Source organism: Qipengyuania benthica, from assembly GCF_030717865.1.
Lineage (GTDB): Bacteria > Pseudomonadota > Alphaproteobacteria > Sphingomonadales > Sphingomonadaceae > Qipengyuania > Qipengyuania benthica.
Genome location: NZ_JAVAIL010000003.1, coordinates 477,469 through 490,343, shown reverse-complemented (window position 1 = coordinate 490,343; position 12,875 = coordinate 477,469). Strand labels below are relative to the sequence as shown.

Genomic DNA, 12,875 nt, shown 5'->3' with positions numbered 1-12,875 from the left:
TATTTATTTGTCATACGGAACCCGTCATGAAAATCCGCAACAGCCTCAAGTCGCTCAAGAACCGTCACCGCGACTGCCGCGTGATCCGTCGCCGCGGACGGACCTATGTCATCAACAAGACCAACCGTCGCTTCAAGGCCCGCCAGGGCTGATTGCGCTGCGGCCGTTGGTCGCGGAAGTTGGTGAGGTGAACGGCCCGGCTCCCAAGATGGGAGCGCGGGCCGCTTCTGTTTGGGGTAATGGGATATGACAGAAGCAGTGGTGTTCGATGTCGGGCGAGTGCTGTTCCAGTGGCAGCTCCGCGCGCTGTTCGAAAAGCTGGTCGAGGACCCGGCCGACCTTGATCACCTGCTCGCCGAAGTCGTGACCGAGCAGTGGCATTTCGAGACCGATGCCGGGCGGCCGCTGACCGATATGCTGCCCGAGAGAAAGGCGCTGTTTCCGGATCACGCACCGCTGATCGACGCCTATGCCGCGCGTTTCAACGAGACCATTCCCGGCCCGGTGCCGGGCAGCATCGAGATCGTTCGCGAACTCCATCGACGCGAAATGCCGCTCTATGCGATCACCAATTTCGGCGCCGAGTTCTGGGACGCCTTCCGTCCGACCCAGTCGGTGTTCGATCTGTTCCGCGACATCGTGGTCTCGGGCAAGGAACGGCTGGTGAAACCCGATGCGGCCATCTTCGCGCTCGCCGCCGAGCGCTTCGGGCATGCGCCCGAGGCGATGCTGTTCATCGACGACAATCGCGCGAATATCGATGCCGCGCGGAGCTACGGCTGGCAGGTGCATCACTTCACCGATGCGCCCACGCTGCGCATCGATCTCGAACGACGCGGCCTGCTTTCCTGATCGCTCTTCCTGCTGGGCAGGAAGGCTCGACAAAAGAAAGCCCCGGCCGCCTGTGGGGACAGGTGCGACCGGGGCAGTGCCACCCGATGGAGAGGGGGTGGGGAGGGTGAGGCTGGATCAGCCGTTGCAGCGCGCCAGCTTGTCGGCTTCGAGCGCTTCGCCATTGGTGACGAAGGCGGTCACTTCGCCGACTTCGCGCTGCAGTTCGCGGCACATGCGCATCGGGCGGCTGGTGCCCTTGTTGGCGACGCAGGTGGCGCCCTGGCAGGACCAGGCGACGCCGCCGGCAACGGTGCGGCTCTCGCTGGCCGGAGCAGCCAGTTCGGCGACATAATAGGGGCCGGCTGCGGCGGTGGCGGGAGCCGGGGCCAGGGCCGCGCCGAAAGTGAGGGCGGTGTAGCCGAGGCCCAGCGCGATAGCGGAGAGATTGGTGAGGCGGGGGAGAGAGAGCGTCATGGGAGAGTCCTTCGAGCTTGCGTTTATATCAACCGGGGTTTCCATTATTGCAATTGGGTTGCAGTTTGAAACTGGTTGCGATTCACCGCCTAGCCAACTAAGTTTCGCGATGCAACTTAAATCTTCGATAGCTGCATCGATTTGCACCCGCGCGTTTTCCGGCTAGGAAGAAGGCGGGGAAAGGATTTTCATGGGCGAAATCAGAGAGCCGCTGCGCGAACTGACCGAATGCGGGCTTCCGCAGGCGCTGGAAGTGATGGGCGAACGCTGGAGCTTCATGATCCTGCGCGCCGGTTTCAACGGCCTCCATCATTTCGAGGAGTTCCTGACCGAACTCGGAATCGCGCGCAACATTCTTTCCAACCGGCTGGCCAAGCTGGTCGAGCATGGCATCCTGGCGCGCAAGCCGATGGCCGAGGATCGCCGCAAGATCGAATACCGCCTCACCGACAAGGGCCTCGATCTGCTCCCGGCGATGATCGCGTTGCGCCAATGGGGGCAGAAGTACGGCGGCGAGGTGTTCGAGAACCCGGTTCTGGTCGACGAACGCGATCGTCTGCCGATCGGACCGGTCTCGATCCTGTCGCACGATGGGCGGATCCTCGGACCGGCGGACCTTGCGCTGATCGATCGTGCGCAGCGCGGCATTCGCGCCGATGGCAGCAAGGCCGAGGAGCGCGCGAGCGCTCCTGCACTAAAATCCGTGAGTGGCACCGGCCCGCGCGAAGCGGCCTGAACGACCGGCTCCACGGGCCGGGGCGCTGCCGCGAGCATCATGACGTCATCGTTAAATTGTTCTCAACACGTTGCTGGCAGTGCAGCGTGTACGCAATTCCGCTCATTGAGAATCGGCGCCGCCACGTGATCGAGATCGAAGTCCAGAACGAGACTCACCAGACGGTCTTTCGCCTGAAGACCGTCGCGGTGCCGCGCATCGGCGAGGGCATCCGCCTCGAGGAGCCCGATGGCCAGTGGATGTCCTACGACATTCTCGACGTCTGGTATCAGAAGGCCGAATATGGCGAGGTCTGGGTGCCCTTCATCCACGTCCGCATGACGCCCGACGAACAGCGCGCGCTCGAACTGACCAAGCCGGTCCCGCTGGTGAACCGCGAACAGGCGGTGCCGATCGAGGACTTCCTCAAGAAGTTCGAGGGCGATCAGGAGCACGAACCGGTCAAGCTCAACCTCGATATGAGCGAGGCAGACTGAGCAACAGGCGCTTGTTCAGGGCACTTTTTTGCGCAACAGGCCGACCGTCAGGACGCTCCAACCCGCGACCATGATGACACTCGATCCCGCGACTGCAGCGCTCACGAGCGCTTCCAGGAACTCGCCCGCGCCGTAGCCTTCTCCGGCTATCGGCAGGCTCTCGCTGGCACCGGTCGCAGCCGATAATGTGAGGGCGAGCCACAAGCCGTACATGCCGGCAATCACTGCCCGACGCCCGATCATGTCCCATCCTGCGGGCAGATGGGTCCAGCCCCAGACGGCACCGGCAACCATGATGGCGGTGCCGCTCTGCACCGCGGTCAGATGCGCCGACAGCGCCATGCGCGGGTTGAGGAAATACGGAACGGCGGCCCCCTGGAGCAATCCCAGCAGAAACAGGATCGCGCCGGAGACGACCAGTTGCTTCGACGCTTGGCTTGTCGTTGCGATCTTCAGCACCCCTCTTGTCACGCCCGCGGCGGTTGCCGTCGATAGCTGAGCGCCTCGGCGACGTGGATTCGCCCGACCGTCTCCGAACCCGCGAGGTCGGCGATCGTCCGCGCCACGCGCAGCATCCGCACATAGGAGCGCGCCGACAGCCGCATCGCGTCGGCCGCCTGCATCAACAGCTTCTGACCCGCCTCATCGGGGGTGGCGAATTGCTCCAGCGCATCGCCGTCGAGCTCGGCATTGCTGCGCGCGCCGCTCGCCTCGGACCGGGCGGTCTGCCGCAAGCGGGCGGCGGCGACGCGAGCGGCCACTTCGGCGCTGCCCTCGGCGGACGGGGGCAGCGCGAGATCGGCGGCGCTGACCGGATCCACCTCGACATGCAGATCGATCCGGTCGAGCATCGGCCCCGACACCCGCGCCTGATAATCCGCCGCGCATTTGGGTGCCCGGCTGCACGCCAGCGACGGATCGCCCAAATGGCCGCAGCGGCACGGGTTCATCGCCGCGACGAGCTGAACTCGCGCGGGAAAGGTGACATGCGCATTGGCGCGCGCGACATCGACATGGCCCGTCTCGAGCGGCTGGCGCAGCGAATCGAGCACCGGGCGCTGGAATTCGGGCAATTCGTCGAGAAACAGTACGCCCAGATGCGCGAGGCTGACCTCGCCCGGCTTGACCCGCAATCCGCCCCCAGTGAGCGCGGCCATCGAGGCCGAGTGATGCGGCGCGCGGAACGGCCGCTGGCGACTGATCCGGCCTTCCTGAAGTGTGCCCGCAACCGATTGCACCATGCTGACCTCGAGCGCTTCGGCGGGACTGAGTTGTGGCAATATCCCCGGCAGGCAGGACGCAAGCAGCGACTTTCCCGCTCCAGGCGGGCCGACCATCAGCAGATTGTGACTTCCGGCGGCGGCGATCTCGAGCGCGCGCTTGGCGGTCTCCTGCCCCTTGACCCGCTTCAGATCGGGACCGGGCGGAGCTTTCTCGACCTCCCCCGGCTCTGGTTCGGGCAACCGCTGCGTTCCTTTCAGGTGATTGAGCAGGCTGGCGAGATCGGGCGCGGCGATCACCGGCACGCCGCTGGCCCAGCGCGCTTCGGCTCCCTGCGCGCGCGGGCAGATCAGCCCCAGCTCGGCCTCGCTGGCATGAATCGCCGCGAGCAGCACGCCTGGCGAGGAGACGATTCGCGCATCCAGCGCCAGCTCGCCCACCGCCACCCACTCGATCAGCTGTTCGGCATCGGTCACCCCCATCGCGGCGAGCAGCGCCAGCGCGATCGGCAGGTCGTAATGCGACCCTTCCTTGGGCAGGTCGGCGGGAGAAAGATTGATGGTGATCCGCTTGGGCGGCAGCGCCAGCCCCATCGCGGAGAGCGCCGCCTGCACCCTCTCGCGGCTTTCGCCCACCGCCTTGTCCGGGAGGCCCACCACGCTGAAGCGCGGCAGGCCGGGCGCGACCTGGCATTGCACTTCGATCGCGCGTGCCTCGAGCCCCAGATAGGCGACCGTGCGAACCAGTGCGACCAAGCCTGTCCCCCCTCGTGGTGCTTGCCGTCGTGTCGTGGCGCTGTGCCGAAGGTTCCCTTGTGAAGCGGGATTCGCCCTGTGTCGAGTGGCCTGCGCTGGCGGGGCAGCCATCGAGCGCATTGGTGCGGACATTATGGTTAAGGCCGGGTTAGCCAAAGCCCTTGGGATGTTCGCAAGGTGGCGGGCGCCACACATCCGGCATGCTTCGGATCGCCACTTTCTCGCTCGCTGCGCTCGGTCTTGCCGGCGCCACCCCCGCCGCCGCCCAGTCGCTGGCGCTCATCTATCTGCCGACGCAGCCGGTGGTGACGTGGCAGGGCCAGGCCCCGGTCGAGCCGGTCCGGTCGCAGCCGATGCGTGCAGCCCCGATCCGCCCGGCGCGCGAACAGGCCCAGCGCTTCGCCTTGCCGCGCCCGAGCCAGGGTCAGCCGATCACCTATTCCGCCACCCCGCGCGATCTTCCCCAATGGCGAGCCCCGGTCCAGCAGCCCCGGACACAAAGCTTCGTTCAGTCGCACCGCCGCGCGGCCCGCTACGGCGCAATGCAATACGGTCCGTTCCGCGTGGTCGGCGATCGGGTCGAACTGGTCGGCGAGACCGATGCGATGAGCCCGAGCTGGTTTGCGCGGGTGCTGGCGGACAATCCGGGCCTTTCGCGACTCGAGATGATCGAATGCCCCGGCACGCTCGACGATCGCGCCAATCTCCAGCTCGGACGAATGATCCGCAAGGCTGGCCTCAGCACCCATGTTCCTTCTCATGGTTCGGTGCGATCGGGCGCGGTCGAGCTGTTCCTCGCCGGAATCGAGCGCAGCATGGATCCGGGCGCCGAATTCGCGGTCCATAGCTGGCGCGACGAATACGGCCGCGAAGCCGACGACTTCTCGCTCGATGCCCCCGAAAACCGCGTCTATCTCGACTATTATGCCGAGATGGGGATGTCGCCACAGCAGGCGCGAGCGTTCTACGCGATGACCAATTCGGTCCCGCATCACCGCGCGCGCTGGATGGAAGCGGGCGAGATGGGGCAATGGGTCGATCGCTATGCCAAAATGCGCGCGCCGCGGATCGCCTACCTCTCGGTTCGCATGCAGTAAGCTGTGTCGCGTCGCTTGACGCAGGGGCGTGGCTGCACTATGCGCGCCTCCCAAGAGCGGTCGCCTCGACGGGCGGCCCTTTTTGTTGGTGCCTCGTGCCTCTGGCCGCGCACCCTTGAACGTATTTAGATAAGGACGATCCGATGAAGCGGACTTTCCAGCCTTCCAACCTGGTGCGCCAGCGTCGCCACGGTTTCTTCGCACGCAAGGCCACTCCGGGTGGCCGCAAGGTCCTGCGCGCCCGCCGTCGTCGCGGTCGCAAGACGCTCTGCGCCTGATGTGTTTGCGCGCGCGCTCATGCGCGTGCGTCATTACCGCTCGGCCGGCCTGAGGGCCGCGTCGCTGCGGTCGGCCGACCGGCCATGCGGGCTCCCTGAGGGAGCCCGTGTCGTTTCCGGCCCGCAGCGGGGGTGAGCCTTCCCATGTCCCGGCACCCACAAGTCATCGCCAAGCGCGCCGATTTTCTCGCCGCGAATCGCGGGATTCGTGTGGCGCAGCCGGGCTTCGTTCTGCTGGTCCATCCCAATGTCGGCTCCGATGGCGGAAAAGGCCGACGCTACGGCATTACCGTCACCAAGAAGATCGGCAACGCGGTGGTGCGCAACCGCATGAAGCGCCGCTTCCGTGAATTGCTGTGGGCGGCGCTGCCCGAGCGGGGGCTGCCCGATCACGATCATGTGCTGATCGGCCGCGAGGGCGGGGTGGAGCGCGATTTCGCGACGCTGGCCGCCGAACTGGACCACGCCCTGGCGCGCGCGGCCGCGGGCAAGGGCGACCGCCGCCGCGGTCGTTCGCCGGGTTCGGCGCGCGGCCCAAGGCGATGAAGCATCCGCTGATCTGGATTGCGCGGCTGTGGCAGCTCGGCCCGAGCCGGATCCTGCCCCCCACCTGCCGCTTCTCCCCTTCATGCAGCGAATACGCCATCCAGGCGCTGGGAAAACACGGCGCGATCAGGGGTGGATGGCTTGCGACGAAGCGTATATTGCGCTGCCACCCTTGGGGAGGGCACGGGCACGACCCGGTGCCCTGAACATCCGCAGCACATCCGCGACGCGGGTGTATTGATAAAATAATACAGCACCCCAAATCGAAGTTTTTGACGGGACCGATTTTGACCAATCAACGCAATCTCCTGTTCGCCGTAGTCCTCTCGGCCCTGCTCCTGCTGGGTTGGGACGCGGCCGTGGGCTATCTCTACCCGCAGCCCGCCAACAAGTCGGCCGTCGAGGGGGTCGCCGACACGCCTTCAGAACTGGCAGCGGTTGCTGGAGCGGTCTCGGGTCCAGGTGTGAGCGGTGCGGGCCTGGCGTCCGATGTCCAGGGGGCGACGCCAGTCACGCTCGAAAATGCGCTCGGCTCGGGCAATCGCGTCCGGATCGATTCGCCGCTCCTGGCCGGTTCGATCAATCTCACCGGCGCGGTAATCGACGACATCGTCCTCAAGGACTATCGCGAGACCACGGATCCCGACAGTCCGCCGGTCCGCCTGTTCGCACCGGCAGCTTCGCCCCAGCCTTATTTTGCCGAATTCGGCTTTCTCGCCAACGGCCAGCGGATCCCCGCCGATGCGGTCTGGGAAGCGGATGGAGAGGTGCTATCGCCCGGCAGCCCGGTCGTTCTTACCCATCGCGGCGCCGACGGCTTGACCTATACGATCGCGCTCTCGATCGATTCGGAATACATGATCACCGCCGAGCAGCGGGTCGCCAATGCTTCCGGCGGGGCCGCAGTGGTCCAGCCCTTCGCGCTGATCGCGCGCACCAGCGAAACCGCGAGCGAGGATTTTTTCATCGCGCACTCCGGCCCGATCGGCGTCTTCGGCGGTTCGGCCAATTACGACTACGGCTATGACGACCTGCCGGTGGGCGACATGACCACGCCCGAGGGCGAGGCCGAATGGCTGGGCTTCACCGACATCTATTGGCTCTCCGCGCTCATTCCCGGGGCGGGGGAGGCCGAGGCCAGCTTCCGGTCGCTTGGCGGCAGTCTCTATCGCGCCGATGTGATCCAGGACCCGGTCACGCTGCCCGCGGGGAGCGCGATCAGCACGACCAACAGGCTGTTCGTCGGCGCCAAGGAGAGCACCGTGCTCGACGCTTACGAGGACGCCGGTATTGAGCGGTTCGGCCTCGCGATCGACTGGGGCTGGTTCCGCTGGTTCGAAAAGCCGTTCCTGTGGTTGCTGCGTCAGTTTTTCGAACTGGTCGGCAATTTCGGCGTGGCGATCATCATGCTGACCGTGGTGGTCCGCGCGGTGATGTTCCCCGTGGCGCAGAAGCAGTTCTCCTCCATGGCGGGGATGAAGGCGATCCAGCCGCGAATGAAAGAGGTGCAGGAAAAGCACAAGGAGGACCGGGTCAAGCAGCAGCAGGAAATGCAGAAGCTGTTCAAGGACGAGGGCGTCAATCCGTTGGCGGGCTGCCTTCCGCTGATCATCCAGATTCCGATCTTCTTCGCGCTCTACAAGGTGCTCTATCTCGCGATCGAGATGCGCCACCGCTCCTTCTTGTGGATCGAGGATCTTTCCGCCCCCGATCCGGCGACGATCCTCAACCTGTTCGGCCTGCTGCCCTTCGATCCGCCCGGCTTCCTGTCGATCGGCGTGCTGGCGGTGCTGCTGGGCCTCACGATGTGGATGACGTTTCAGCTCAATCCCGTCAGCGATCCGATGCAGCGCCAGATCTTCAACATCATGCCCTGGGTGCTGATGTTCGTGATGGCGCCCTTCGCCGCTGGCCTGCTGATCTACTGGAACACGAGCAATATCCTCACGCTGGCGCAGCAGAAGTATCTCTATTCCAAGCACCCGCAATTGCGCGCGGCGGCGGAAGCCGAGCGTGCCGAGAAAGCCGCTGAAAAGGCGGCCGGTAAAACCGGGGCCAAGAGCTGATGGAAGAGGACGAACGCAAGGCGCTGACCAGGCGAGCGGAGAAGATGTTCTCTCAGCGGGTGGAATTCCTGCTGTCGGCTCCGCAGCTCAAGTTCCTGCCCGATCCGACCGTTCCCGAGATCGCCTTTTGCGGGCGTTCCAACGTGGGCAAGAGCTCGCTGCTCAACGCGCTCACCGCGCGAAAGGCGATCGCGCGCGCTTCGGTCACCCCGGGCCGGACGCAGGAGCTCAATTTCTTCGAGGTCGGCGAACCGACGCAGATGCGGCTGGTCGATATGCCCGGCTACGGCTTCGCCAAGGCGCCGGTGGCGGTGGTCGACAAGTGGAAGAAGCTGGTTCGCACCTTCCTGCGCGGACGGGTGGTGCTGGTCCGCACGCTGGTGCTGGTCGACAGCCGCCACGGGCTGAAGGATGTCGATCGCGAGATGATGAAAATGCTCGACGAGGCGGCGGTGGGCTATCGCGTGGTGATGACCAAGGCTGACAAGATCAAGGCGAGCGAACTTGAGAAGACCGTCGCCCGGGTCGAGGCCGAGGCCAAGAAGCACGTCGCCGCCTTTCCCCAAGTGCACGTCACCAGCGCAGAAAAAGGCATGGGCATCCCCGAACTGCGCGCCGCGGTGCTCAGCGACGCGGGGGTCTAGGCTTCAGGTCGCGAACAGCGCCGAATCGTCGGCAAAGGCCTTCATCTCCAGCGCATTGCCGCTCGGATCGCGGAAGAACATCGTCGCCTGTTCGCCGGGCTGGCCTTTGAAACGAATCGTCGGCTCGATCGCGAAGGCCACCTTCGCTGCCTGAAGCCGCTCGGCCAATGCCTGCCATTGCGGCATCGTCAGCACCACGCCGAAATGCGGCACCGGCACATCGTGGCCGTCGACCGCATTGGCCCCACGATCGCCCGCTGCACCGCCGAGATGGGCGACGATCTGGTGACCGTAGAAGTCGAAATCGATCCACTCGTCCGAACTGCGCCCCTCGCGGCAGCCGAGCAGTTCGCCATAGAAGGCACGCGCCGCGGCGAGATCGTGGACGGGGAAGGCGAGATGGAAGGGGCGCAGGCTCATACCGCGGTGCATAGCCGGGTCGCAGGTGCATGCCTACCGCGGGATCGACGCTCGCGCGGCTCGGCCTCGACAGCGCCGGAGGGAATCTCTACCGCCCGCGCGCCACTAAGGAGCCGGCATGAAACTGATCATCGGCAACAAGAATTATTCGAGCTGGTCGCTGCGCGCCTGGCTGGCGGCCAAGCAGTCCGGACTCGCCTTCGAGGAGATCATCGTCCCGCTCTATGGCGAGGGCTGGGAATCGCTCAAGCGGGACGACAGCGGCCTGCAGGCATCGAGCGGCAAGGTCCCCCTGCTGTGGGACGGCGAAACGGTGGTCTGGGACAGCCTCGCCATCCTCGAATATCTCGCCGACAAGGTCGGGCGCGAGCGGTTCTGGCCCAAGGACGAAACCGCACGCGGCATGGCGCGCGCGATGGTCGCCGAGATGCACAGTTCCTATCACACGATGCGCAGCGAATTCCCGATGAATATCCGCAAGCGCTTCGATGGCATTCAGCCTTCGGCAACCACACGGGATGAAGTGGTCCGCATCCTCGGCCTGTGGGCCGAAGCGCGTGCGCGATTCGGGTCGGGAGGCCCGTTCCTGTTCGGCACTTTCGGCGCGGCGGACGTGTTCTACGCCCCCGTCGTCAGCCGGTTCATCAGTTACGGCGTCGCCGTTCCCGGCTTTGCCGGCGCCTATATGCAGGCGGTCTGGGAACACGATTGGATGCAAGCCTGGATCGAGGCTTCGGAGAATGAAGAATGGGTCATCGAGCAATACGATTCGGCGCCGGCGATAGGATGAAGGCTGCAGCCATGATGCGCGTGTTCGCGTTGGGCCTCGCGCTGTTCGGGCTTGCGGCGCCGCAGATAGCTGCGGCCTGGGGCTTCTACGCGCACACCGTCACCGCCGATGTCGCCCAGGCGAACATCGCCCCGGAGACGCAGCGCGGCATCGCGCGGCTGCTGGCCTATTCGGATCGGCTGGGAACGCCCGAATGCGACCTCGACAGTTTGCAGGACGCAGCGGTCTGGCCCGATTGCGTGCGCCGCGACTACTGGCGCTGGGGCTATACCGCCGCCTGGCACTATCGCACCGCGCCGATCTGCGAGGCCTTCGATCCCAAGGCCAATTGCTCCGGCGGCAATTGCGTCACCGCACAGATCGAGCGCAACCAGCGGCTGCTCGCGGACGAGAGCCTCCCGCCCAACGTCCGGCTCGAAGCGTTGACTTTCCTCGTTCACTTCGTGGGCGACGTGCACATGCCGCTGCACTCGGGCGATCACGACGACCGCGGCGGAAACGACCGCGACGCCGATTACGGCATCGTCCCCGGACTGAACCTGCACTGGATCTGGGACGGTCCGCTCGCCGAACGCGCGATTACCGGCGAGCCCCCGGTGACACGGCGCTATTCCGCCGCCGAGCGCAGCCAGCTGGCCGGCGGCAATGCCGACGATTGGGGTCGCGAGAGCTGGCAGACGGCGCGCGACATCGTCTATCCCAACGCATTCGACGCCAACGCATGCGAGGACGAGCTTCCTGATTCCACGGCGCTGACGCAGGAGGACATCGTCGCGGCGGTCCCTGTCGCGCGCCAGCGGGTGGTGCAGGCCGGTCTGCGGATCGCGCGGTTGCTGGACGAGGCCTTCGCTCCGGGGCCGCTGCCCGTCGCCGGGGACTAGCTACCTCGAAGGCGCTCAGGGAGCGCGTTCGGCGGGGTAGCGCGTCCCGTCCTTGCGGGCATAGCCTTCGGGATCGAAGACCATGTCGATGTCGGGATATTCGCCCGAGTCGGAATCCCGGTCGCCGCCGCTGATCGCCACGAAGACGCAGTCCGACGCGGAGCGGTTATGCAGCCGGTGACCGTTGCGGACGCCCGCCGCCCACGCCAGCACATCGCCTGCGCGCACGGCGGTCTCGCCTTCCTCCTCGATCAGCACCGCCTCGCCCGCCAGCATCACCACCAGCTCGTCCTGCGCGCCGTGCCAGTGGCGCTGCGAGGAATAGGCGCCTGGTCTGAGCACCACATGGCTCGCGCCCAGCCGGGTGAGACCCGCCGCCGGCGCGAGGCGGCGGTACCAGCGCCCCTCGACTTCGGCGTCGAAGGGCGGCGGATAGCCGGTAGCATTGGTCCGGGGGATGGCCTCGAGATCGAGCTTGGGCATGCGCGGATACTCCTGCTAGCGGCACGAGCATGAACCAAGTGCTAGATTACGCCAAGCGCCTGATGGCGGCCCCCAGCGTCACCCCCGCCACCGGAGCGGTGTTCGACGAATTGGAAGCCATGCTGTCTCCGCTGGGATTCGAGGTCGTCCGCTTCGTGGCGGGCGAGGAACCCGATGGCCCGGTCGAGAACCTGTTCGCCATCCGAAACGGCCCCGAAGGATCGCGCCATTTCGCCTTTGCGGGCCATCTCGACGTGGTTCCGCCGGGGGGAGGGTGGACCAGCGAGGCCTTCGTGCCCGAAATCCGCCCGAGCCCCGGGGGCGACCTGCTCTACGGGCGCGGCGCGGTGGACATGAAGGGCGCGATCGCCTGCATGGTCGATGCGGTCGCCAATGTCCCGGTCGAGGCCGGCACCGTCAGCTTCATCATCACCGGCGACGAGGAGGGGCCGGCGATCCACGGCACCCGCGCGCTGATCGACTGGATGCACGAGCAGGGGCATGCGCCCGATCTGTGCCTGGTGGGCGAGCCCACCTCGGTGAACCGGCTGGGCGACATGATGAAGATCGGCCGGCGCGGTTCGGTCAATATCTGGCTCGAGGTCGAGGGGGTGCAGGGCCACGTCGCCTATCCGCATCTCGCCGACAATCCGATCCCGAAGCTGGTGGCGATGCTCGCCGAAATGGATGCGCTGGTGCTCGACGAGGGGACCGACTGGTTCCAGGCCTCCAATCTCGAGATCACCGAGATCGAGGTCGGCAATGCGGCGCACAATGTAATTCCGGCGACCGCCAAGGCGCGGCTCTCGATCCGCTTCAACGATCTCCATTCGGGCGCATCGCTGTCCGAGAAAGTGGCCGCCATCGCGAGCAAGCACGGCGGCACGACGCTTCCGATCGTCTCGGGCGAACCGTTCCTCACCCCGCCCGGTGCGTTCTCGCAGACGATCGCCGCGGCGGTAAAGGCGGAGACCGGCATCGATCCCGAGCCCTCGACCACCGGCGGCACCTCGGATGCGCGCTTCCTGCGCAGCGTGTGCCCGGTGATCGAATTCGGCCTCGTCAACGCCACGATGCACAAGCGCGACGAGGCTGTAGCCATCGCCGACCTCGATGCGCTAAGCCGCATCTACGCGGCGATCGCAAGGGCGGCGCTGACGGGTTGAGGGAACAC

At 66.0% G+C, this 12,875-nt stretch carries 18 protein-coding genes; 13 read left to right on the top strand and 5 right to left on the bottom strand.

Annotated elements, in window-relative coordinates; genetic code table 11:
- The first annotated feature begins 26 nt into the window (after positions 1 to 26).
- Both ykgO and Q9K01_RS11300 read left to right on the top strand, forming a co-directional pair.
- Complete coding sequence (gene ykgO, locus Q9K01_RS11305; RefSeq protein WP_007165381.1) at positions 27 to 152, top strand: type B 50S ribosomal protein L36; 126 nt, start codon at positions 27 to 29, stop codon at positions 150 to 152.
- Between the two features lie 94 nt (positions 153 to 246).
- Positions 247 to 852, top strand: coding sequence for an HAD-IA family hydrolase (locus Q9K01_RS11300; protein ID WP_305930351.1), 606 nt, complete (start codon positions 247 to 249; stop codon positions 850 to 852).
- Between the two features lie 117 nt (positions 853 to 969).
- Here Q9K01_RS11300 and Q9K01_RS11295 read toward each other — a convergent pair whose 3' ends face one another.
- Entirely contained in the window at positions 970 to 1,308 is a 339-nt protein-coding gene (locus tag Q9K01_RS11295) for a DUF8200 family protein (RefSeq protein WP_305930350.1), read from the bottom strand.
- A 190-nt stretch (positions 1,309 to 1,498) separates the two neighbouring features.
- On the opposite strand from Q9K01_RS11295, the gene Q9K01_RS11290 reads away from it, so the two are divergent.
- Together Q9K01_RS11290 and Q9K01_RS11285 are read left to right on the top strand one after the other, a co-directional pair.
- Positions 1,499 to 2,044: a winged helix-turn-helix transcriptional regulator gene (locus Q9K01_RS11290; RefSeq protein WP_305930349.1), complete on the top strand. Its 546-nt coding sequence runs from the start codon at positions 1,499 to 1,501 to the stop codon at positions 2,042 to 2,044.
- A gap of 125 nt (positions 2,045 to 2,169) precedes the next feature.
- Positions 2,170 to 2,520 (top strand): hypothetical protein, encoded by a 351-nt coding sequence (locus Q9K01_RS11285; protein WP_305930348.1) that lies wholly within the window; start codon positions 2,170 to 2,172, stop codon positions 2,518 to 2,520.
- 15 nt (positions 2,521 to 2,535) lie between these two features.
- Here Q9K01_RS11285 and Q9K01_RS11280 read toward each other — a convergent pair whose 3' ends face one another.
- Entirely contained in the window at positions 2,536 to 2,979 is a 444-nt protein-coding gene (locus Q9K01_RS11280) for a hypothetical protein (RefSeq protein ID WP_305930347.1), read from the bottom strand.
- 8 nt (positions 2,980 to 2,987) lie between these two features.
- Positions 2,988 to 4,496, bottom strand: coding sequence for a YifB family Mg chelatase-like AAA ATPase (locus Q9K01_RS11275; RefSeq protein WP_305930346.1), 1,509 nt, complete (start codon positions 4,494 to 4,496; stop codon positions 2,988 to 2,990).
- A gap of 200 nt (positions 4,497 to 4,696) precedes the next feature.
- On the opposite strand from Q9K01_RS11275, the gene Q9K01_RS11270 reads away from it, so the two are divergent.
- The 6 genes from Q9K01_RS11270 to yihA all read left to right on the top strand — a co-directional run bounded on the left by Q9K01_RS11270 (position 4,697) and on the right by yihA (position 9,127).
- Positions 4,697 to 5,593, top strand: coding sequence for an alpha/beta hydrolase (locus Q9K01_RS11270; protein WP_305930345.1), 897 nt, complete (start codon positions 4,697 to 4,699; stop codon positions 5,591 to 5,593).
- A 143-nt stretch (positions 5,594 to 5,736) separates the two neighbouring features.
- Positions 5,737 to 5,871, top strand: coding sequence for a 50S ribosomal protein L34 (gene rpmH / locus Q9K01_RS11265; protein ID WP_305930344.1), 135 nt, complete (start codon positions 5,737 to 5,739; stop codon positions 5,869 to 5,871).
- A 144-nt stretch (positions 5,872 to 6,015) separates the two neighbouring features.
- Entirely contained in the window at positions 6,016 to 6,417 is a 402-nt protein-coding gene (gene rnpA, locus Q9K01_RS11260; protein WP_305930343.1) for a ribonuclease P protein component, read from the top strand.
- A complete protein-coding gene (gene yidD, locus Q9K01_RS11255) occupies positions 6,414 to 6,623 on the top strand; it encodes a membrane protein insertion efficiency factor YidD (protein WP_305930342.1) in 210 nt (69 codons plus the stop codon). Before rnpA ends, yidD begins: the two co-directional genes overlap by 4 nt.
- Positions 6,624 to 6,704: 81 nt before the next feature.
- On the top strand, positions 6,705 to 8,483 hold the full coding sequence (gene yidC / locus Q9K01_RS11250; protein WP_305930341.1) for a membrane protein insertase YidC: 1,779 nt from the start codon (positions 6,705 to 6,707) through the stop codon (positions 8,481 to 8,483).
- The gene (yihA, locus tag Q9K01_RS11245; RefSeq protein WP_305930340.1) at positions 8,483 to 9,127 is read left to right on the top strand and encodes a ribosome biogenesis GTP-binding protein YihA/YsxC; all 645 of its coding nucleotides are present in this window, start codon (positions 8,483 to 8,485) and stop codon (positions 9,125 to 9,127) included. The genes yidC and yihA overlap by 1 nt, the downstream gene beginning before the upstream one ends.
- Before the next feature lie 3 nt (positions 9,128 to 9,130).
- Here the strand turns inward: yihA and Q9K01_RS11240 are convergent, their stop codons facing one another.
- Entirely contained in the window at positions 9,131 to 9,547 is a 417-nt protein-coding gene (locus Q9K01_RS11240; protein WP_305930339.1) for a VOC family protein, read from the bottom strand.
- A gap of 118 nt (positions 9,548 to 9,665) precedes the next feature.
- On the opposite strand from Q9K01_RS11240, the gene Q9K01_RS11235 reads away from it, so the two are divergent.
- Together Q9K01_RS11235 and Q9K01_RS11230 are read left to right on the top strand one after the other, a co-directional pair.
- A complete protein-coding gene (locus Q9K01_RS11235; RefSeq protein WP_305930338.1) occupies positions 9,666 to 10,337 on the top strand; it encodes a glutathione S-transferase family protein in 672 nt (223 codons plus the stop codon).
- 11 nt (positions 10,338 to 10,348) lie between these two features.
- Positions 10,349 to 11,218 (top strand): S1/P1 nuclease, encoded by an 870-nt coding sequence (locus Q9K01_RS11230; protein WP_305930337.1) that lies wholly within the window; start codon positions 10,349 to 10,351, stop codon positions 11,216 to 11,218.
- Between the two features lie 15 nt (positions 11,219 to 11,233).
- Here the strand turns inward: Q9K01_RS11230 and Q9K01_RS11225 are convergent, their stop codons facing one another.
- Entirely contained in the window at positions 11,234 to 11,701 is a 468-nt protein-coding gene (locus tag Q9K01_RS11225; protein ID WP_305930336.1) for a cupin domain-containing protein, read from the bottom strand.
- A 29-nt stretch (positions 11,702 to 11,730) separates the two neighbouring features.
- Between Q9K01_RS11225 and dapE the strand changes: the two genes are divergently transcribed.
- Complete coding sequence (gene dapE, locus Q9K01_RS11220) at positions 11,731 to 12,867, top strand: succinyl-diaminopimelate desuccinylase (RefSeq protein ID WP_305930335.1); 1,137 nt, start codon at positions 11,731 to 11,733, stop codon at positions 12,865 to 12,867.
- The last annotated feature ends 8 nt before the right edge of the window (positions 12,868 to 12,875 follow it).

Bases quoted from the DNA above. Each gene is read 5' to 3' on its own strand.
- Q9K01_RS11230 (WP_305930337.1), top strand. From the start codon at position 10,349: ATGATGCGCGTGTTCGCGTTGGGCCTCGCGCTGTTCGGGCTTGCGGCG.
- Q9K01_RS11235 (WP_305930338.1), top strand. From the start codon at position 9,666: ATGAAACTGATCATCGGCAACAAGAATTATTCGAGCTGGTCGCTGCGC.
- rnpA (WP_305930343.1), top strand. From the start codon at position 6,016: ATGTCCCGGCACCCACAAGTCATCGCCAAGCGCGCCGATTTTCTCGCC.
- Q9K01_RS11295 (WP_305930350.1), bottom strand. From the start codon at position 1,308: ATGACGCTCTCTCTCCCCCGCCTCACCAATCTCTCCGCTATCGCGCTG.
- yidD (WP_305930342.1), top strand. From the start codon at position 6,414: ATGAAGCATCCGCTGATCTGGATTGCGCGGCTGTGGCAGCTCGGCCCG.
- Q9K01_RS11290 (WP_305930349.1), top strand. From the start codon at position 1,499: ATGGGCGAAATCAGAGAGCCGCTGCGCGAACTGACCGAATGCGGGCTT.
- Q9K01_RS11300 (WP_305930351.1), top strand. From the start codon at position 247: ATGACAGAAGCAGTGGTGTTCGATGTCGGGCGAGTGCTGTTCCAGTGG.
- dapE (WP_305930335.1), top strand. From the start codon at position 11,731: ATGAACCAAGTGCTAGATTACGCCAAGCGCCTGATGGCGGCCCCCAGC.
- Q9K01_RS11270 (WP_305930345.1), top strand. From the start codon at position 4,697: ATGCTTCGGATCGCCACTTTCTCGCTCGCTGCGCTCGGTCTTGCCGGC.
- rpmH (WP_305930344.1), top strand. From the start codon at position 5,737: ATGAAGCGGACTTTCCAGCCTTCCAACCTGGTGCGCCAGCGTCGCCAC.
- yihA (WP_305930340.1), top strand. From the start codon at position 8,483: ATGGAAGAGGACGAACGCAAGGCGCTGACCAGGCGAGCGGAGAAGATG.
- Q9K01_RS11240 (WP_305930339.1), bottom strand. From the start codon at position 9,547: ATGAGCCTGCGCCCCTTCCATCTCGCCTTCCCCGTCCACGATCTCGCC.
- ykgO (WP_007165381.1), top strand. From the start codon at position 27: ATGAAAATCCGCAACAGCCTCAAGTCGCTCAAGAACCGTCACCGCGAC.
- Q9K01_RS11225 (WP_305930336.1), bottom strand. From the start codon at position 11,701: ATGCCCAAGCTCGATCTCGAGGCCATCCCCCGGACCAATGCTACCGGC.